This window comes from Rhodoplanes sp. SY1 (assembly GCF_046000175.1).
Classification (GTDB): domain Bacteria; phylum Pseudomonadota; class Alphaproteobacteria; order Rhizobiales; family Xanthobacteraceae; genus Rhodoplanes.
The window spans coordinates 18,920-36,084 of sequence record NZ_JBEOMB010000125.1 but is presented as its reverse complement, the minus strand read 5'-3'; the positions used below and the strand labels follow the sequence as shown (position 1 = coordinate 36,084).

Below are 17,165 nucleotides of genomic sequence, written 5' to 3'. Positions count from 1 at the left end.
GACAGGCGCCCGTCAACCGTGTTGCGGGATCGTCCGGCGCGCCGGCGCCGGCCGGGCTATACAGTGCGGCACCGTCCCCCGAAGTGACCGCCGCGCGAGACCGCCCGTGACCGCCCCGTTCGACCCGTCCTCCGTCAACGCCTTCGATGCGATCGTCGCCGTGCTGGCGCTGCTCGCCGCCCTGATGGGGTACATGACGGGGCTGTTGCGCAGCCTCGCGACCATCCTGGGCTGGGTCGCCGCCGCGCCCGTCGCCATGTATGCGACGCCGCCCGTGATGGCGATGGCGGCCAGCCAGGCCGGCGCCGAGCTGCCGCAGGCGGCCGTGTTCTTCGGCGTGCTGGCGGCCGGCGGCATGGTGCTGGCGCGCCTGCTGCGCAGTGCCGTCGCGGCCTTCGTGGCGCCGGTCGTGTCGCTGCCGGACCGGCTCGCCGGCGCGACGCTCGGGGCCGGGCGCATCGGTCTCGTCGCCGTCCTGCTGGTGCTGGTGTTCGAGCGCATCGTTCCGGTCCACCTGCAGCCGCAGGCCTTCACCCAGTCGCGCCTGCGCCCGGTGCTGTCGCAGGCCGGCGCCGCCGGGCTGAAGACGCTGCCGCCCGAGATCGATGCCCTGATCGACACGCTCAAGCGCGAGTACCGGATCTGATCGCGGCGCCCTCCCCGGCCCGATCGCGACGCCGCCGCGGCATCGCCCCATTCTCGGCTATGGTGCCGCGGTCTCGACACGACGGATCAGGCGGCACGGCATGGCACGCAGACACATCGTGGCGGCGGGCGGCATCGTCGTCCGCCCCGGAGCAGCCCCGCTGGTCGCCGTGGTCCAGCGCCGCAAGGATCGCGTCTGGGTGCTGCCCAAGGGCAAGCTCGACGCAGGCGAGGCGCCGATCGACGGCGCCCGGCGCGAGGTGACCGAGGAGACCGGCCACGAGGTCGCCGTGCACGAGTTCCTCGGCGTGATCTCCTATCCGAACCGCGGCTCCGTGAAGGTCGCACAGTTCTGGCGCATGGTGCCACTCGACACGCCGCCGCGGCCGCTCATGCGCGATGTCCGCGCGGTGGACTGGCTGCCGATCGAGGAGGCCGTCGCGGTCCTGGCGTTGCCGTGGGAGCAGGCGTTCCTCGACGGCCTCGCCGGCCGCGGCCTCGCCGACGCGCCGCCCCCGCTCGCCCCGGCGGCCGAACCGGTGACGCCGCAGCCGATCGAAGCCGCCGCCGCGGCCCCGCTGGCGCGCGACACCGGGTTGTTGCTGCGCCTGTGGCGCGGCCTCACCTCGCCTTGAGAGAACAGCGCGTCGCGCGGCCGGCTCGCGGCATTCCGCCACCGCTGGAACCGCGGTACACTCGTGTGGTTCACGACACAGGAGGACGCGATGACCCGCACCGTGACTCTCCTCGCTGCGACGCTGCTCGCCGGGCTCGTGACGGCGGAGCCGGCGCACGCCGCGTATCGGGTGATCCGCTGGTCGACCGGCATCTGCCAGGTGTGGAACTACAGCCTGCCGACGCGACCGTTCCCCTACGACTACCGGGTCCTCACCGGGCCGCTGCCGAGCTTCTGGGCGGCGTCGCGGGCGAAGTCCCGGCTGTGGCGTGCCGGCCGCTGCCTGATCTGATCGGGCGCGCCGCCGCGCCGAAGCTCTCACGTCGTCGGCGCGATCCCGCGGCCGGCGCCACCACGCTGGAGGAATCGTGCTGCAACGTCTGATGCCGCGCGCGGCGAGCGCATTGCGGCCGCGTGCCCTGTCCGAGCTCGCGCCGCTCCTGACCCTGTTCCTGGTCGCGGCGGCACTGTTCGGCTTCGTCGAGATCGCCGAGGAGGTGGTCGAGGGTCATAACCACGCCTTCGACGAGGCGATCCTGACGTTTCTTCGCAATCCGGCCGACCTCGGCGATCCGGTCGGCCCGGCGTGGCTGGAGAAGGCGATCCGCGATCTCACCGCGCTCGGCAGCGTCACGGTGCTCACGTTGCTCACCGTGCTGGTGCTCGGCTATCTGGTGATCGACGGCAAGCGCGCCGCCGCGCTGTTCGTGCTCGTCTCGGTCGCCGGCGGGGCGCTGCTGATCGACGGCATCAAGCTGGTCATCGCCCGCCCGCGGCCCGATCTCGTCGCCCACATGGTCGATGTCTCGACCTACTCGTTCCCGAGTGGCCACGCGACCGCCTCGGCCGTCGTCTTCCTGACGCTCGGCGTGCTGCTGGCGCGGATCGGCCGACGCCGGCGCGTGAAAGCCTATGTGATCGGCACCGCGATCGCGCTGACGCTCGCGATCGGCGCGAGCCGCGTCTATCTCGGCGTCCACTGGCCGAGCGACGTGCTGGCCGGCTGGTGTCTCGGCGCCGCCTGGGCGATGCTGTGCTGGCAGATCGGCCTGTGGCTGCAGCGGCGCGGCCGCATCGAGCGGCCGGACGAGCCGGCCGCCGAGTGAGATCGCCCGGGGGGACGAACGCGTGAACTGCCTGGTCGTCGTCGCGCATCCGCTGGAGACGAGCCTGTGCGCCGCCCTCGCCCGCACCGCGGTCGAGACGCTGACGGCGCAGGGTCATGCCGTGACGGTGCGGGATCTCTACCGGCCGGCCTTCCCGCCCGCCCTGTCCGAGGCCGAGCGGGCGAGCTTCTACACGGGCGCCTACGACCGCAGCGCGGTCGCGGCCGAGATCGAGGCGCTCCTCGCCGCCGAGGCGCTGGTGCTGGTGTTCCCGACCTGGTGGTTCGGCTTTCCGGCCGCGCTGAAGGGCTGGTTCGACCGCGTCTGGGCGCCCGACGTCGCCTTCGTGCACACGCCGAACTACGGGCCGATCCGGCCGCATCTCGCGGGCCTTCGCCGCATGCTCGCCGTGACGACGCTCGGCTCGCCCTGGTGGGTCGACTTGTTGGTGATGCGGCGCCCGGTGCGGCGCGTGCTGAAGACCGCGATCCTGGGCGGTTGCGCGCCGAGTTGCCGGTTCGAGATGATGTCGCTCTATGGTGCCGAGCGCCCCGACCAGCCGCGCGCCGATGCCTTCGCAGCGCGCATCGCCGCGAAGCTGCGCGCCTGGTAGACGCGCGCCGCCGAACCGACCCGAGATCACGCGGCCGGGGGGATCCGGACCGTCAGCAGGAGACCCGGCATGGCGAAGGGGACGGACTTCATCCTGGCGGCGCTCGCCGCCGAGGGGCTCGACCATCTGTTCATGGTGCCGGGCGGGCTGATCGACCCGCTGCTGCCGGCGATCGGCCGGCAGACCGCGCTCACCCCGATCGTCGCCGCCCACGAGGGTGGCGCCGCCTACATGGCGGACGGCTACGCCCGGGCGAGCGGCCGGTTCGGCGCCGTCGTCGGCATCGGCGGGCCCGGCCTCGCCAACATGGCGACCGCGGTGGCGGCGGCGCGGACCGACTCGTCGCCCGTGCTGGTGCTGAGCGGCGAGGTCGCCCGCGTCATGGAGGGGCTCGGCGCCTTCCAGGACGCCAGCCAGGCGACCCTCGACGACACCGCCCTGATGCGGCCGCTGACCCGCCTGTCGGCGACCGTCACGGACGCGGCGGGCCTGAACCATTGGCTCCGTCACGGTCTCACGACGATGCTGGCGCGGCCGCGCGGGCCCGTGCACCTGTCGCTGTCGCGCGACGTGCTGACCGGCGACGTCGACGCCGCCTATGCGCCGGTGTCGCCCTTCTTCGCCGATGTCGCCCCGCTCAGCCTGACGCAGGCCGAGGCGGCGCTCACGACCGTCACAGAGGCACTGACCGGCGACCGGGCGCCCCGCGTCGTCATCCTGGCCGGTGCCGGCGTCGCGGACCCGGCCTCGGCGGCGCTGCTGAAGGCGATCGCCGAGCGCTGGGCGATCCCGGTCGCCACCACGCTGCGCGCCAAGGACGCCTTCCCGGAGGACCATCCGCTGTCGCTCGGCGTGTTCGGCTATGCCGGCACAAGGCACGCCACCGCGGCCGTGTTCGCCGACGATCTCGACCTGCTGCTCGTGCTCGGCTCCGGTCTCAACGAGCGCGACACCATGCATTGGACGCTGCGCAGCCGCAGCAAGGCCGCCGCCATCCACGTCAACACCGACATGGACGAGCTGACCGCGCATTGCGAGGCGACGCATGCGGTACCGGGCAGCGCCCGCGCCTTCCTGGATCTGATCAGGGACCGTCTCGACGGCGGCACGGCGGCCGACGCCGGCCGCGCCGCGCGGCGGGCGTGGCTCGACACGATCAAGGCCGGACCGCGGCTCTACGACACCGACACCTGCGCGCGCCCCGGCGCGCCGATCCATCCGGCGACTGCCGTGACGGCGCTGCGGCGCGCCTTCCCGCGCGACGGGATCGTGCTGGTCGACTCGGGCGCCCACCGCGCCTTCATGGGCCACCACTGGACGGCTTACGAGCCCGGCACCTATGTCTCGGCCACCAATCTCGGGCCGATGGGCTGGGCGATCCCGGCGGCGGTCGGCGTCCAGTGCGCCCGCCCGGACCGCCGCGTTGCGGTCGTCACCGGCGACGGCTGCATGCACATGCACGGCATCGAGGTGCAGACGGCGGCGCGGCACCGGCTGCCGATCGTCTACGTCGTGCTCAACAACGCCGCGCTCGGCAATGTCTGGCTGCGCGCCCACACCGAAGGCCCGGTGCCGGCGGCGCTGACTTCGCTGCCCGATCACGACTGGGCCGGCTTCGCCCGCGCGCTCGGCGCCCGCGGCTTCACGGTCGCGGATCCGGCACGCCTGGACGAGACCTTCGCGGAGGCGCTCGCCTGCGGCACCACGGCCGTCGTCGACGTCAAGACCGACAAGGCCTGCCCGACGCCGGTCTACGACTTCGCCGCCGGCGTCGCGGCGTGGTCCTATCACGAGTGAGGGACGCGATGACCGTGCTGACCATGGACCCGGCGGCGCTGCCGCCACCCGCCAAGGCCCTGTATGACGAGATGGCGGCGCGCCGGAACGCCCTCGGCGAGCATTTCGGCGGCCCCTACACGGCGCTCCTCAACCATCCGGAGCTGGCGCGCCGGATCGAGGCGCTCGGCTTCTTCCTGAAGTTCGAGGGCGTGCTGCCGCGCCAGGCCTATCAGTTCGTCGTGCTGTCGGTCGCCAAGGCGACAGGCGCCGCCTTCGAGTGGCAGGACCATGTCGCGCATGCCCGCGCCGCCGGCCTGCCCGAGCCGATCATCGCCGCGGTCGGCGCCGGCGACGCGAGCGCCCTGCCCGAGCCCTACGATCTCCTGCACGCGGTGCTGACCCGGACGCTCGCCTGGCAGGAGGTGCCCGACGACGTGCAGGCCCGGGTGGTGGAGCGGTTCGGCCGCGAGGGACTGGTCGAACTCGTCGTGCTGTCCGGCTTCTATCAGATGTTCGCGGCGATCAACCAGGGTTTCGGGATCGGCGTCCCGCCGCACACCTGATCAGGACCGTCCCGCGACCTGATCACGCCGCCGGCAGGTGCCGCCGGTTGGCGGCCCGCATCAGGCGCTGGGCGATGCCGGCGAGCGAGAACAACGTCACCTTCGCCTTGTCCCAGGTGCCGCGACTGAGAATCTCGTCGGCCGCCATCAGGCCGCTCTCGACCGCCGGGCCGATCCCCTCGCCCAGATCCATGGTGGCGAGGCCGGCCGAGTCGCCGATCAGCAGGCAGTGGTCGGCCCGCACGGCGCCGTCGCGGGTGAACAGATAATACGGGTGGCCGGTCTCGTTCAGGCCGGCCGCCGTCGCCGCGTCGAGCCGTCCTTCGGCGACCAGATCGTCGACGAAAGCGCGAAAGTGGGCGTGGATGTCGGTGCCGCTCTTGCGCAGATACTTCGCCTTGGCGCCGAGCCCGATGTTCACGTGACCGTCGCCCTTCGGCACCACCCAGGCATAGCCGACGAGGCCACGCTTGAAGTAGAGCCGGCAGGCGTCCTCGCGGGCCGGATAGGAAAACTCCTTCTCCAGCGTGACGATCTGGCGCGACTTCGGCCGCTGGTTGGGAAACACGGCGCGCCGCACCGGGCACATCGTCCCGCCGGCGCCGATCAGCCACCGGCACGCATAGGCGTCGTCGACGATCCAGCGATCGCCCTCCCGCCGGATCGACCGCACGTCGTGCCTGATCACCTCGGCGCCCGCGCGGGCGAGCAGCCAGGCGTCGAACTCGACGCGGCGGACGGAGAAGTTCTTGCCCGGCGTCGGGAACCAGCGCAGGCCGAACGGCAGCCCGCGAAAATGCGAGCGGATGTCGAGCGGCAGCATCGGGTGGGGATAGTCGCCGGGCGCGATCTCGAGGTCGCGCAGCACCTTCTCGGTGATCCAGCCGGCGCACAGCTTGAGGCGGGGGAACGTCGCCTTGTCGAGCACGACGACGTCGCGGCCGTGCTGGCGCAGGCGACGGGCGCAGGTGCTGCCGGCCGGCCCGCCGCCGACCACGATGGTCTCGATCTCGCGCATGGCCGGCAGCGATACGACGACGTCGGACCCCGACGCAAGCCGGTCAGGCGGTCAGCACGACCGCGGCCAGAGGCGCGGCCGCACGGCCGGCCTCGAACGCCTCGCCGAGCAGATAGGCGAAGCCGAGCAGCGCCAGGAAGCCGAGGAAGAACAGCCCGAACAGCACCAGCGACACGCGCTTGGCGATCCGCGACACATTGGTCAATCCGATCGCCCCGGCGATCAGCGACACGACCAGCAGCAGGATGGCGTATTTCAGCATCGAGGACTCCTCCGGCTCGGCTTGAACGAGCCGGGGTGGCACCCGGTTCCGGCCGTCTTTGGTGGAGCCGGTCGCACCGGAGCGTGAGACTACGTAACACCGCCGTGGTGCGTGACTCGTCGCATCACTGTCCGTAGGATGACACACCAATTGATTGCAAAGTCCGATTATAGTAGCAAAGAGCTATAGGTCGGCGCGGCGTCAGGAGCGCCCGTGGGAAGCAGACTCAGACCATGGCTGGCAGCCGTGCTGGCCGGCTCGGCGGCGGGCTGCATCGTACAGGACCGATCCTATGTGCAGGACCGGCCGAGCGAATCCGCGGGCAGCTGGCGCATCGAGCATCGCATCGACCGGATCACCGGCAAGCCCGCCCCGAGCGCCACGGTCATCACCACGTCGACCAGCAACAAGACAGCCGACATTCGCGACGCGGTGCTCCAGGTCACCTGCTTCGAGGCTCGCCCGGTGGTACGGTTCTCCTTCGACATCCGAGTCGGCGCGGACCGGAACTCGACCTTCGCCTACCGGGTCGACGACCGCCCCGGCGATGAAGTCGAGGCGACCTTCCTGCAGGACCACCGCACCGTGGTGATCGACGATCCGGCGACCGTAGCGAAGTTCATCGAGGACGTGTCCCGCGGCAGCCTGCTGATCGTGCGGACCGCCTCGCTGTTCGCCGGGCGCACGGTCGCCGAGTTCCGCGTCGTCGGCGCCTCGACGGCGGTCGCCCCGGTGCTCGCCGCGTGTCCGCTGGTCATGCCCACGTCGGCCCCCGCCTCGCCCCGCCGGAGGGCCGCAGCAGACGACCGCCGGTCGGGACTCGCGTGATGCGGTCCGGTGCCGGGAGGCGGACCGTGCGATGGTAATGCTGGTTGCGCTCTCGACGTCCCACACATCACTCTCGGCCGAGGGCGTGCGGGCCGCGCTCAAGACGATCTATCCGCGACACTTCCTGAGCACCGGCGACGACGGCAGCTTCGTCACCGAGGGTCCGCAGCTCCACATGGACGCGATCGTCAAGTCACTGGTCCCGGGAGCCTCCGGCTTCTTCATGATCCACAGCCTGCCTTTCCCCTACGCCGACCAGTCGAAGCTGCCCGGCCGGATCCCGGATCCGGCGCTGCGGCAGCTCGCCTGCAAGCAGACGAGCTGGATGTCGGTCGAGCTCGTCCACACCTGGGCCGGCGCGGACGACGCCAGACGCTTCGTCGCACGGGCGATGGCGTGCCTCGCGCCGCCCGACACGGCCGTGCTGATCTGCCCCGGGAGCGGCACGGCGGTCGCCTTCGACGCGGCGGTGCGCACGCGTCTCGCGGCCGGCGACATGGTCTGCTGACCGCTGACCGCCGCGGTCGGGCGGTCAAGCCTGGACCGGGCTGCGCTCCAAAAGCTCGATGGAGATGTTCTCGGGCCCCTGGATGAAGCAGAGGCGGATACCGGGCCGCGGCGAGTGCGGCTCCTTGGTGAACACGACGCCCTTCTGCTTCAGCTCGGCCGCGACGGCGTCGAGCCCCTCGACGAACAGGCCGAAATGATCGAGGCCGCGGCACGGCAGCGCCGGCGGCGGGGCGACGCCGTCGCCGTCCGTGACGGGCGCGACGAAGATCTTCATGCCGCCGAGCTTCAGGTCGATGCGCGGCTTGCCCTGCTCGACGCTGCGCAGGACCTCGGCGCCGAGCACGCGCTCGAACCACTGCGCCATCGCCTCGGGATCGACGGTGCGCAGGTGGACGTGGTCGAACGCGATGGCGGCCATGGGATGCTCCGGGGAACGACGGGAGAGACGAGTCGGGCCGCCACATTACGGCGGCCGCGCCGCGGCGTCACGTTCGAGGAGGCCGTCCGGGGGATGGGGCTTTCTGTCCGCACACTCGGTTCTCCGTCATTCCGGGGCGCAGCGAAGCTGCGAGCCCGGAATCCAGCGGCAGGTTCTGCCGTCGCGGATGGATTCCGGGTTCGGCGCTGCGCGCCGGCCCGGAATGACGACTAAACTGATCGGAGGACACCCTCTCAGGCAGCCTGGGCGGCGGACGGCTCGGCACTCGCCGACGGTTCCGACACGGGCGGCCAGGCCGTCCCGTTCGCCGTCACCGACACGGCACCGCCGTCATAGACGAACTTCATCGAGACGGAGCGCTGCGCCTCCATCATCGCGAGGAAGCGGTCGATGGCGGCGCGCGGATCGCCGACGTTGCGATACGAGTCCTCGGGCTTCGTCTGCTCGAGCGCGTAGGCCTGCGCCGTGATCGAGTGCGCCACCTTGATGCTGCGCCGGAGGTCGACGTCGGACGCCAGCAGCGCCTCCACGGTGGCGAGATCGTCGCGCTCGCCCGCGCCATCGACGGCCGACACATGGAGTCCGGTGTCGTCGACGGCGATCGACACGGGCGGCGTGGTCGGCAGGCCCGCCTTCGCGAAGGCGGCGTCGAGCCTTTGCGACAGCTCGGCGGCGAGCGTCGCGACGCCCTCCCGGGTCGGCGGGGCGAGCCGATGCACCCGACTGGGGTCGATCCGATAGGCGACCGTGCCGTCCGACCGCAACGTCGCGACGGCGGGCGACTCCGGGGTCACGGCCGAGCGCGCGGAGGCGGAGCTTCCGGCGGCCGTGGATGCTGCCGCCGCCGCATCGGCCGCGACGGCGGCCTCGAATCGGTCGGCCGGATCGGCCGCCACTGCGCGGGTACGGGAGGGACTGGTGGAATACGGGTAGGGCGAGGACGACGAGACGGACGCGACCATGACGCTCTCACGACAAATGAGTCCGGGTCGGGAGGAGCAAGCGGCGTGCCTCGCCGTGCCGTCGCGAAAAACGCGATGCGCCAAGGGTTCTCGCGATTCGCCGGCGGGTCGGCCGCGGGCATGATCTGCCGTGCCGGCAAAGCCTGCCGGTCCGCTTTTGGCACGCGGCGCCACGGGGCGGCCGGAGCCGAATCGTTTACGGTCGGCGGCTACGATTCGTCCTGAGAGTCAGGGGGAGGTTTTCGGAATGGGGGCGGCATCGGCGTGGCGCGAGGAGCGCAACCGCAGCGCCCTCGCGCGCCTGAACAAGGCGCTGCCCGAGATCTTTCCGGTGCCGGTGCTGAACCGCGCACTGGCGCGACCGCTGATCCCGCCGCTGCCCCGCATGGCGATCGACGGCTACTGGCGGGCGCATCCGTTGCGCGCCGACCGGCTCGCCCGCGCGCTGGCGGCGAGGAGCGGCGCGCCGGAGGGCTGGACCTGGCGGATCGCCGACACCGGCACCAGGCGGCCCGACCGGGCGCGCGGCCTGCCGGCGAGCTTCCGGACTCCGCCGGCGCCCTATCGGGAGCCGGAGCACGCCCCCGGCGGTGGGCGCTGCTGCGTCTGCGGCCAGCCGGTCTACCGGTTCGGCTGGCATGTCGACCTGTGGGAGCGCGGCGCGAACCGCAACGCCGAGTGGCACGCCGCCTGCGTGGTCGCCTGGCAGCTGTGGACGGCGCCGACCGAGCACGTCGTGCTGCTTCGAAAGCTCCAGCAGCGGCGCTGCGCGGCGCGCGGCAAGCGCCTGTGGCGCACCGCCGAGATCGATCACAAGGTGCCGCTGTTCGAGGTCTGGCGCGACCGCCGCGACACGCCATGGCCGGACCTGCTCGCCTTTTGGGGCCTGCCCAACCTGCAGGTGATCAACCGCGACGTCCATGTCGAGAAGTGCGCGCACGAGGCGCGCGGCCGCTCGCAGCGCCGCCGCGGCGAGGCCGACCTCACGCGCTGAGCGGCATCGTCACGCGCTGAGCGGCACGTCGCCGCGCGGATCGTGCACCACCACGGTATCGCGGCCGGCCCGCTTGGCAGCGTAGAGGGCGGCGTCGGCGCGGGCGAGTGCGGCGTCCAGCGGCTCGCCGGCGGCGATCCGGCACGCCCCGATGCTGATCGAGACGCGCGCCTCCGTCCCGCCCTCGAAGGCGACCGGCGTGCCGGCGATCGCCGCGATCAGCCGCTCGCCGAGCCGGCGCAGCGCCGTCTCGGAGGCCTCGCCCGCCACCACGATGAACTCGTCGCCGCCCCAGCGGCCGTAGACGTCGCCGGCCCGCAGCACCGTCTCGAGCCGCCGCGCCGCCTCCGCCAGCACGCGGTCACCGGCGTTGTGGCCGTGCTGATCGTTGATCGTCTTGAACAGGTCGAAATCGATCAGCAGGAGACCGAGCGGGTCGCCGTCGCGGGCGCCCGGGGCGCGGCGCTCCTCGACCGCGGCGATCACGCCGCGCCGATTGTAGATGCCGGTGAGCGGGTCGCGCTCGGCGAGCCGGCGCAGCTGCGCGGTGCGCTCGGCGACCGTCGTCTCCAGCGTCGCCGTGTGCTCGCCGACCTTGCGGGCCATGCGGGCGAACGCGCGAGACAGCCGGCCGATCTCGTCGGGGCGCGGGTCGGGCTCGGCGGCGAAGTCGCCCGCCTCCATGCGGTTGATCCCGGCCTCCAGACGATCGAGCCGGTCGAGCACGACGCGGCGGAAGAACAGCATCATCAGCGCCACGGCCGCGCCGGCGATCAGCGCCAGCAAAGCCGCGATCGGCGCGAACAGCTCGCGGTCGATGATCGCGTCGACATCCATCAGCGTCACGTTGAACCAGCCGACCCGGTCGAGCCAGCCGACGCCGACCAGATAGTCCTTGCCGCCGAGGCGGATGAAACGCGACTCGACCGTGTTCCGGCCGGCGACGAGGCGCTCCATCATGGCCGAGAGCGCGGCGCGATCGTCGTCGCCGTCGATCTGCGCGAAGATCGTCTTCTTCGCCTTGGTGTCCTTGGTGAGGCTGTGGAAGTCGACCATGCCCGGATCGCGATGCGCCTGGATGGCGCCGGCGCGGTCGACGAACATGCTCTGCACCCCGACCTGCGGGATGGCGACCACCTCGCGGATGAAGGCGGTGAGGTCGACGCCGGTGCCGAGCACGCCGAGCACGCGGCCCGTGCCGGCATCGGCGACGACGCAGTTGATCCACACCTTGGTGACGGCGAGGTTGTCGTCGCGGTCGACGTTGAGGCGGCAGCCCGGCCCGTTCGCGACCGTGGTGAAGTACCAGCCGTCGCGCGGGTTGTCGGACCGCACCGTGTAGCGGAACTCGCGGCCCGCATAGGCGCCGTCGTGGTCGTTGAAGTAGTAGTTGCCGGAGGCGTGGACGACGAAGAACCAGCTGTGGTCCTGGAACGATTGGCGGTAGCGCTCGAGTTCGGCGAGCGCGACCGCGGCCTTGCCGGGGCCGGTCTCGTCGGCCGCCCAGGCGAGCACGACGGGCGAGCGCGTCAACGTCTCGGCGAGCGACACCTCGCGCATCAGCGCCTCGAGGCCGCGATAGCGGTCGAACAGCACCTGCTTCTCGGCGAACAGCGTGCCGAGCTTGACGACCGTGCCGCGGACGATCCACTCGAAGGCCACATAGGCCGGCACCGAGACGACGACGAAGACGGCCACGGTGAGCAGCAGCACGCGCGTCTGGAGGCTCGCCGTCACCCGCGCACGGGCCACGCGCAGGGGCGCCCAAAAGTTCTTCGGCATCGGCACCGTCCCCACCCGTCCCGCCGGCGATTCCAAAATCTCGCCACGCGACAAAACCGGTCGATTCGTCTGTACCGCAAACCTTCCACCGACTGATTAACGCTTCTACGCCCGCCGTGCTAGAAGCGCCGCCATGCCGGTCTTCACGCCCCATCAGAACAAGGCGCTCGCCGCCGTCGCGCGCTGGCTCGACGACGCGCCGGGCACGCGCGGCACGCCGCCGGTCTTCCGCCTGTTCGGCTTCGCCGGCACCGGCAAGACGACGCTCGCCCGCCACATCGCCGAGGGGGTCGACGGCGAGGTGAAGTTCGCCGCCTTCACGGGCAAGGCCGCGCAGGTGATGCGCTCGAAGGGGTGCCACGGCGCCTCGACGCTGCACAGCCTGATCTACAAGCCGATCGACACCGAGAGCGAGCAGCCGAGCTTCACGCTGTGGGACGAGGCGCCGGCCTCCAAGGCGAAACTGATCATCGTCGACGAGTGCTCGATGGTCGACGCCGAGCTGGGGCGCGATCTGATGTCGTTCGGGGTGCCGATCCTGGTGCTCGGCGATCCGGCGCAGCTGCCACCGATCCAGGGCGGCGGCTTCTTCACCGAGCACGAACCGGACGCGATGCTGACCGAGGTGCATCGCCAGGCGCAGGACGATCCGATCGTGCGGCTGTCCATGCAGGTGCGCGAGGGCGCCCGCCTCGCGCCGGGCGACTACGGCGTCAGCCAGGTGGTGCGCAAGAGCGATCTCGATCCGACCCGCGTCATCGACGCCGACCAGGTGCTGGTCGGCCGCAACGCGACGCGGCGCGCCTACAACGGCCGCCTGCGCCAGCGCCGCGGCCTCGAGGACCCTCTGCCGGTCGCCGGCGACAAGCTCGTCTGCCTGCGCAACAATCGCCGCAAGGCGCTGTTCAACGGCGGCCTGTGGACCGTCAAGGAGCGCGCCACCGGCCGCTCCAAGGCGCTCGTCACGATGCGGATCGCGCCCGACGAGGAGCTGTCGGCCCGCAGCAAGCTCGTCAAGGTGACGGCACGCTCCGAGTGCTTCCTCGGCAACATCGAGGAGATCGACTGGGCGCAGCGCAAGGTCTACGACGAGTTCGACTACGGCTACGTGCTCACCGTTCACAAGGCGCAGGGCTCGCAGTGGGACGACGTCGTGCTGTTCGACGAGAGCTTCGCGTTCCAGGAGACGCGCGAGCGGTGGCTCTACACCGGCATCACACGAGCGGCGAAGCGCCTCACCGTGGTGGTGTGACACCGAGCCGAGTCGACACCCGGAACTCCGTGCCCGCGTGCGGCATTGGGGTGCGGGCGCCTGTCCGGGCGCCGGTTTCCGGGAGACGCGCCATGCCCCTGCCCCGCCTCGCGCTGCCGTGCCTCGCGCCGTCACGCCTCGCGCTGTCGTCTCTGATCGCCGCGCCGCTGCTGATCGGCAGTCTCGCACTCGCCGCCGCCCAGACCACGACACAAACTCCGCAAGGAGGCGTCGAGCAGCCCGACACCCCGACGAACGCTCCGAAGACCGGCCCGTCGTCCGGCACGGCGCCGGGCAACGAGGGCTCGACCGGCTGGACCGGCGGCACCGGCGGCGCCTTCACGGGCACGTCCAATCACGCCCCGACGCCGGGCTCGCCGACCGCGCAGCCCGAGACGGTCGAAGGCGTGAACCCGAAGCCGGGAAGCAGCTCGTCGTCGACGCGCTGACGGGCCGCCGGCACGGTGAGCTCACAACGAGCGGAAACTCACGTCGCGCAACGTCGAGGCAGTCAGGCGGCGCGCTCGGCGTCGAGCCGGCGGCCGACCGCGTCGGCCTCGGCGAAGGCGTGATCGAGCGTCGCGGTCAGCTCCCGGGCCCGGGCCGGCGTGATCGCCGCCGCCTCCCGCTCCAGCGCCAGCGCGATCTCGGCGAGCCGCCGGAAGCCGAGCGCGCTCGCGGCGCCCTTGAGGGTGTGGGCCTCGACGCCGAGCATCTTGCGCTCGGGCGTCACGGCCAGCGCGCGCAGGACGTCGAGCCGGCGCCGCGAGTCGGCGATGAAGCAGGCGAGCGTCTCGGCGAAGCCGTCGTCGCCGATCTCCGCGCGCAACGCGGCGGCGACCGCCGCGTCGTGCACGGGCGGCGCGGGGACGTCGCCGCGGCGGCGTCGCCGCGACCCGTCCGCGGCGCCCGCGCGTCCGTCGGCAGGCTGCCCCTGGTGGCAGTCGGGCGCCGGCGCGGTGTCGTCGTTCGGCGCGTCCTCGACGCCGGCACCGCCATAGGCGACCGCCTGCACGGCCTGGGCCAGCGTCTCGATCAGCATGGCCTTGCGCACCGGCTTCGCCATGAAGCTGGTCATCCCGGCCTCGCGGCAGGCCTGCACGTCGTCCGGAAACGCATTGGCCGTCAGCGCCACGATCGGCAGCGTCGCCCAGCGGCCGCCGCGGGCGCGGATGCGGCGGGTCGCCTCGAGCCCGTCCATGCCGGGCATGCGCACGTCCATCAGGATCAGATCGCACGGATACTCGGCGACGGCCGCGAGCGCCTGCAGGCCGTCCTCGGCGATCCGGATCACGATGTCGAACGATCGCAGCATTCGGGTGACGACGAGCTGATTGGTGGCGTTGTCCTCGACCAGCAGGATGCGCAGCGGGCGCCCGAGGCGCCCAAGCGCCGCCGTGAAGGCGGCGTGCGACACCGGGCCGGCGAGGCCGGGCCGGCGCGCCACGTCGGTGACCGGCAAGGCGAGCGAGAACGCGAACACCGAGCCGCGACCGAGCTCGGAGCGGACGCCGATCTCGCCGCCCATCTGCTCGACCAGCCGCTTGCAGATGGCGAGTCCGAGCCCGGTGCCGCCGAACCGGCGGTTGATCGAGGAATCGGCCTGGACGTAGTCCGAGAACAGCGTGCCGATGCGCTCCGACGCGATGCCGATGCCGGTGTCGCGCACCGACCATTCGAGCCGCGCCGTCGTCGCGTCGCGGGTCGCGCAGCCGAGCGACAGCGCGACCTCGCCGCCCGCCGCCGTGAACTTCAGCGCGTTGCCGGCGAGATTGAGCAGCACCTGGCGGATGCGCCCCGGATCGCCGAGCATCAGCGCCGGCACCTCGCCGCCGACCGACAGGAAGAGCGAGACGCCGCGCGCGCGCGCCTGCGGTCCGAGCATGCCGACGACGTCGTCGGCGAGCTCGCGCGGCGAGAACGCCACCGACTCGAACTGCACCCGTCCGGCCTCGAGCTTGGACAGGTCGAGAATGTCGTTGAGGATGGCGAGCAGGCTCTCACCCGACTGGTTGATCGCCTCGAGCGTCTTGCGCTGGTCGGTGTCGAGGCTTGTCTCCAGCAAGGTGGCGGCGAGACCGAGCAGCCCGTTGAGCGGCGTGCGGATCTCGTGGCTCATCACGGCGAAGAAGCCCGACTTGGCGCGGCAGGCGGCCTCGGCGGCGCGCTCCTGCTCGCGCGCCTTGACCGACTCGGCCTCGGCCTCGGCCCGCAGCTGCTGGGCGCGGGCGAGCTCGGTGATGTCCTCGTGGGTGCCGACCCAGCCGCCCGACGGCCGCATGCGCCGGCTGACCGCCACGACGCGACCGTTGCCGAGCGTCTCGATCCAGGACTGGTCCTCCTCGGGGATGATGTCGAGCCGGCTCGCCGGGTCGACGATCATCCCGCTCCGGCGCAGCCCGCGGGCGAAATCCTCGAACGCCATGCCCGGCTCGATGGCCATCCCGGCGCCGCCGTACATCTCGACGAAGCGCGTATTGCAGACGATCAGGCGGCCCGCGTCGTCGCACATCGAAAGGCCCTGGCTCATGCTCTCGAGCGCGTCCTTGAACAACCGGTTCTGACGCGCCAGCGCGGTCCGGCTCCCCTCCAGGGCGCGCTGGACGCGGCGCTGCCGGCGGATCGCCCGCGACATGAACACCAGCACTGCGACCGCGATCAGCGCCCCGGCGACGCTGATCAGCCACAATGTCGGCACCGCCGTCTCGACGAGCGCCAGCGACGGCCCGAGCCGCGACATGATCTGCTCGTCGAGCCGGTCGTCCATGCGGTCGAGGATGGCCCGCGCCGCGGCAACGTCGCGGTAGAGCGCCAGCACATGGAACGACCGCTCCTCGTCGGCGGGCGGAACCCGCCGCCACGCGGCGATGTGGTCGAAGACGTCGACGATGTCGCGGGTGAGAGTCCACAGCGCAATCTGATCGGCGGCCGGCACGACACCCGCCGTCACCGAGATGAGGCGGTCGAGCGGGGAGTCGACCTCGAGCAGCCCACGCATCACCGCGTGTGCCGCGCCGGACAGCTCCGTCCGCTCGGCCGGATCGATGCCGGCCGCGAGGCTCGCGACCGTGCCGAACACGCGGCTGTAGTCGTCGTCGAGCCGACGGATCAGATCGTGTCGCTTCACGTCCGTCTCGATGGTGGTCAGCAGCGAAGGACCGTCGGCGATCTGATAAGCGTGCCAGGCCGCCGGACCGACGATCGCGGCGAGCATCAGGAGGATGGCGACGGCGAACGGACCGATCTCCCGCGCGCTCGTCCGGACCGGCGTGGCGGAAGGCTCGGTCGGGTGCATCATCGCACGCTCGACTTGACGACGGCGCCCGACACCGGATCGAAATAGATCTCGACACGGCGGCCGTCCTTGTCGCGGCCGTAGATCTCGTAGCAGCGTCCCTCGGTCGTCTTGAACAGGCCGATCCGGTAGCCTTGCGCCGCGATGCGTTGCCGCATCGTTTCGGCCGGGATCCACCGGTCGACCGGCTCGGTCGTGCAGTCCGGTCCGGCCCATGCCGGTCCGGCCCATGCCGGCGCGCCCCATGCCGGCGCGCCCCATGCCGACCCGATCAGCGCGAGCGGCGCGGCCGACACGATCGAAAGGACGAGGCTCGCACGACGGATCATGGTGGACGACGCTCGCGAGATCGATTCAATTTGAAATGACAGTACCGGGAGGCGATTAAATGATCTTTACGCGGCGATCCGACTCTCGGACCTTTCGGACCCGTCCGACGAC

Annotated in this window: 19 protein-coding genes; 12 read left to right on the top strand and 7 right to left on the bottom strand. The window is 71.8% G+C overall.

Annotation, left to right across the window (positions count from 1 at the left end; translation table 11 throughout):
* Window positions 1-106 precede the first annotated feature (106 nt).
* The 7 genes from ABTU92_RS24620 to ABTU92_RS24590 all read left to right on the top strand — a co-directional run bounded on the left by ABTU92_RS24620 (window position 107) and on the right by ABTU92_RS24590 (window position 5,382).
* The gene (locus ABTU92_RS24620) at window positions 107-646 is read left to right on the top strand and encodes a CvpA family protein (protein WP_408094250.1); all 540 of its coding nucleotides are present in this window, start codon (window positions 107-109) and stop codon (window positions 644-646) included.
* 100 nt (window positions 647-746) lie between these two features.
* Window positions 747-1,280 (top strand): NUDIX hydrolase, encoded by a 534-nt coding sequence (locus ABTU92_RS24615; RefSeq protein WP_408094249.1) that lies wholly within the window; start codon window positions 747-749, stop codon window positions 1,278-1,280.
* Window positions 1,281-1,370: 90 nt separating this feature from the next.
* Complete coding sequence (locus ABTU92_RS24610; RefSeq protein WP_408094248.1) at window positions 1,371-1,613, top strand: hypothetical protein; 243 nt, start codon at window positions 1,371-1,373, stop codon at window positions 1,611-1,613.
* A gap of 91 nt (window positions 1,614-1,704) precedes the next feature.
* Entirely contained in the window at window positions 1,705-2,427 is a 723-nt protein-coding gene (locus ABTU92_RS24605) for a phosphatase PAP2 family protein (RefSeq protein ID WP_408094264.1), read from the top strand.
* A gap of 22 nt (window positions 2,428-2,449) precedes the next feature.
* Complete coding sequence (locus ABTU92_RS24600) at window positions 2,450-3,040, top strand: NAD(P)H-dependent oxidoreductase (protein WP_408094247.1); 591 nt, start codon at window positions 2,450-2,452, stop codon at window positions 3,038-3,040.
* A gap of 69 nt (window positions 3,041-3,109) precedes the next feature.
* Entirely contained in the window at window positions 3,110-4,837 is a 1,728-nt protein-coding gene (locus ABTU92_RS24595; RefSeq protein WP_408094246.1) for a thiamine pyrophosphate-binding protein, read from the top strand.
* Between the two features lie 8 nt (window positions 4,838-4,845).
* The gene (locus ABTU92_RS24590) at window positions 4,846-5,382 is read left to right on the top strand and encodes a carboxymuconolactone decarboxylase family protein (protein ID WP_408094245.1); all 537 of its coding nucleotides are present in this window, start codon (window positions 4,846-4,848) and stop codon (window positions 5,380-5,382) included.
* A 22-nt stretch (window positions 5,383-5,404) separates the two neighbouring features.
* Here the strand turns inward: ABTU92_RS24590 and ABTU92_RS24585 are convergent, their stop codons facing one another.
* Window positions 5,405-6,400: an NAD(P)/FAD-dependent oxidoreductase gene (locus ABTU92_RS24585; protein WP_408094244.1), complete on the bottom strand. Its 996-nt coding sequence runs from the start codon at window positions 6,398-6,400 to the stop codon at window positions 5,405-5,407.
* 43 nt (window positions 6,401-6,443) lie between these two features.
* Complete coding sequence (locus tag ABTU92_RS24580; protein ID WP_111359315.1) at window positions 6,444-6,662, bottom strand: DUF1328 family protein; 219 nt, start codon at window positions 6,660-6,662, stop codon at window positions 6,444-6,446.
* A 213-nt stretch (window positions 6,663-6,875) separates the two neighbouring features.
* Here ABTU92_RS24580 and ABTU92_RS24575 point away from each other — a divergent pair, with 213 nt between their 5' ends.
* Window positions 6,876-7,490 carry a hypothetical protein gene (locus ABTU92_RS24575; RefSeq protein WP_408094243.1) on the top strand — a complete coding sequence of 205 codons (615 nt, stop codon included), beginning with the start codon at window positions 6,876-6,878 and terminating at the stop codon, window positions 7,488-7,490.
* Between the two features lie 31 nt (window positions 7,491-7,521).
* Window positions 7,522-7,998, top strand: a complete 477-nt coding sequence (locus tag ABTU92_RS24570; protein WP_408094242.1) for a hypothetical protein — start codon at window positions 7,522-7,524, stop codon at window positions 7,996-7,998.
* A gap of 24 nt (window positions 7,999-8,022) precedes the next feature.
* Here the strand turns inward: ABTU92_RS24570 and ABTU92_RS24565 are convergent, their stop codons facing one another.
* Complete coding sequence (locus ABTU92_RS24565; RefSeq protein WP_408094241.1) at window positions 8,023-8,418, bottom strand: VOC family protein; 396 nt, start codon at window positions 8,416-8,418, stop codon at window positions 8,023-8,025.
* 254 nt (window positions 8,419-8,672) lie between these two features.
* Window positions 8,673-9,401: a hypothetical protein gene (locus tag ABTU92_RS24560; RefSeq protein ID WP_408094240.1), complete on the bottom strand. Its 729-nt coding sequence runs from the start codon at window positions 9,399-9,401 to the stop codon at window positions 8,673-8,675.
* 247 nt (window positions 9,402-9,648) lie between these two features.
* Between ABTU92_RS24560 and ABTU92_RS24555 the strand changes: the two genes are divergently transcribed.
* Entirely contained in the window at window positions 9,649-10,395 is a 747-nt protein-coding gene (locus ABTU92_RS24555; protein ID WP_408094239.1) for a hypothetical protein, read from the top strand.
* 9 nt (window positions 10,396-10,404) lie between these two features.
* On the opposite strand, the gene ABTU92_RS24550 is transcribed toward ABTU92_RS24555, so the two are convergent.
* Complete coding sequence (locus tag ABTU92_RS24550) at window positions 10,405-12,177, bottom strand: diguanylate cyclase (protein ID WP_408094238.1); 1,773 nt, start codon at window positions 12,175-12,177, stop codon at window positions 10,405-10,407.
* Window positions 12,178-12,310: 133 nt separating this feature from the next.
* Between ABTU92_RS24550 and ABTU92_RS24545 the strand changes: the two genes are divergently transcribed.
* Both ABTU92_RS24545 and ABTU92_RS24540 read left to right on the top strand, forming a co-directional pair.
* Window positions 12,311-13,429 (top strand): ATP-dependent RecD-like DNA helicase, encoded by a 1,119-nt coding sequence (locus tag ABTU92_RS24545; protein ID WP_408094237.1) that lies wholly within the window; start codon window positions 12,311-12,313, stop codon window positions 13,427-13,429.
* 92 nt (window positions 13,430-13,521) lie between these two features.
* On the top strand, window positions 13,522-13,878 hold the full coding sequence (locus tag ABTU92_RS24540; RefSeq protein ID WP_408094236.1) for a hypothetical protein: 357 nt from the start codon (window positions 13,522-13,524) through the stop codon (window positions 13,876-13,878).
* Between the two features lie 62 nt (window positions 13,879-13,940).
* Here ABTU92_RS24540 and ABTU92_RS24535 read toward each other — a convergent pair whose 3' ends face one another.
* Together ABTU92_RS24535 and ABTU92_RS24530 are read right to left on the bottom strand one after the other, a co-directional pair.
* Window positions 13,941-16,727: an ATP-binding protein gene (locus ABTU92_RS24535; RefSeq protein ID WP_408094235.1), complete on the bottom strand. Its 2,787-nt coding sequence runs from the start codon at window positions 16,725-16,727 to the stop codon at window positions 13,941-13,943.
* A complete protein-coding gene (locus tag ABTU92_RS24530; protein WP_408094234.1) occupies window positions 16,724-17,053 on the bottom strand; it encodes a PepSY domain-containing protein in 330 nt (109 codons plus the stop codon). The genes ABTU92_RS24535 and ABTU92_RS24530 overlap by 4 nt, the downstream gene beginning before the upstream one ends.
* Window positions 17,054-17,165: the final 112 nt, after the last annotated feature.

What these genes read in the sequence shown, in the direction of transcription:
- ABTU92_RS24615 (WP_408094249.1), top strand. Translation starts at nt 747, where the DNA reads ATGGCACGCAGACACATCGTGGCGGCGGGCGGCATCGTCGTCCGCCCC.
- ABTU92_RS24610 (WP_408094248.1), top strand. Translation starts at nt 1,371, where the DNA reads ATGACCCGCACCGTGACTCTCCTCGCTGCGACGCTGCTCGCCGGGCTC.
- ABTU92_RS24605 (WP_408094264.1), top strand. Translation starts at nt 1,705, where the DNA reads ATGCCGCGCGCGGCGAGCGCATTGCGGCCGCGTGCCCTGTCCGAGCTC.
- ABTU92_RS24595 (WP_408094246.1), top strand. Translation starts at nt 3,110, where the DNA reads ATGGCGAAGGGGACGGACTTCATCCTGGCGGCGCTCGCCGCCGAGGGG.
- ABTU92_RS24590 (WP_408094245.1), top strand. Translation starts at nt 4,846, where the DNA reads ATGACCGTGCTGACCATGGACCCGGCGGCGCTGCCGCCACCCGCCAAG.
- ABTU92_RS24585 (WP_408094244.1), bottom strand. Translation starts at nt 6,400, where the DNA reads ATGCGCGAGATCGAGACCATCGTGGTCGGCGGCGGGCCGGCCGGCAGC.
- ABTU92_RS24580 (WP_111359315.1), bottom strand. Translation starts at nt 6,662, where the DNA reads ATGCTGAAATACGCCATCCTGCTGCTGGTCGTGTCGCTGATCGCCGGG.
- ABTU92_RS24570 (WP_408094242.1), top strand. Translation starts at nt 7,522, where the DNA reads ATGGTAATGCTGGTTGCGCTCTCGACGTCCCACACATCACTCTCGGCC.
- ABTU92_RS24565 (WP_408094241.1), bottom strand. Translation starts at nt 8,418, where the DNA reads ATGGCCGCCATCGCGTTCGACCACGTCCACCTGCGCACCGTCGATCCC.
- ABTU92_RS24560 (WP_408094240.1), bottom strand. Translation starts at nt 9,401, where the DNA reads ATGGTCGCGTCCGTCTCGTCGTCCTCGCCCTACCCGTATTCCACCAGT.
- ABTU92_RS24555 (WP_408094239.1), top strand. Translation starts at nt 9,649, where the DNA reads ATGGGGGCGGCATCGGCGTGGCGCGAGGAGCGCAACCGCAGCGCCCTC.
- ABTU92_RS24550 (WP_408094238.1), bottom strand. Translation starts at nt 12,177, where the DNA reads ATGCCGAAGAACTTTTGGGCGCCCCTGCGCGTGGCCCGTGCGCGGGTG.
- ABTU92_RS24545 (WP_408094237.1), top strand. Translation starts at nt 12,311, where the DNA reads ATGCCGGTCTTCACGCCCCATCAGAACAAGGCGCTCGCCGCCGTCGCG.
- ABTU92_RS24540 (WP_408094236.1), top strand. Translation starts at nt 13,522, where the DNA reads ATGCCCCTGCCCCGCCTCGCGCTGCCGTGCCTCGCGCCGTCACGCCTC.
- ABTU92_RS24535 (WP_408094235.1), bottom strand. Translation starts at nt 16,727, where the DNA reads ATGATGCACCCGACCGAGCCTTCCGCCACGCCGGTCCGGACGAGCGCG.
- ABTU92_RS24530 (WP_408094234.1), bottom strand. Translation starts at nt 17,053, where the DNA reads ATGATCCGTCGTGCGAGCCTCGTCCTTTCGATCGTGTCGGCCGCGCCG.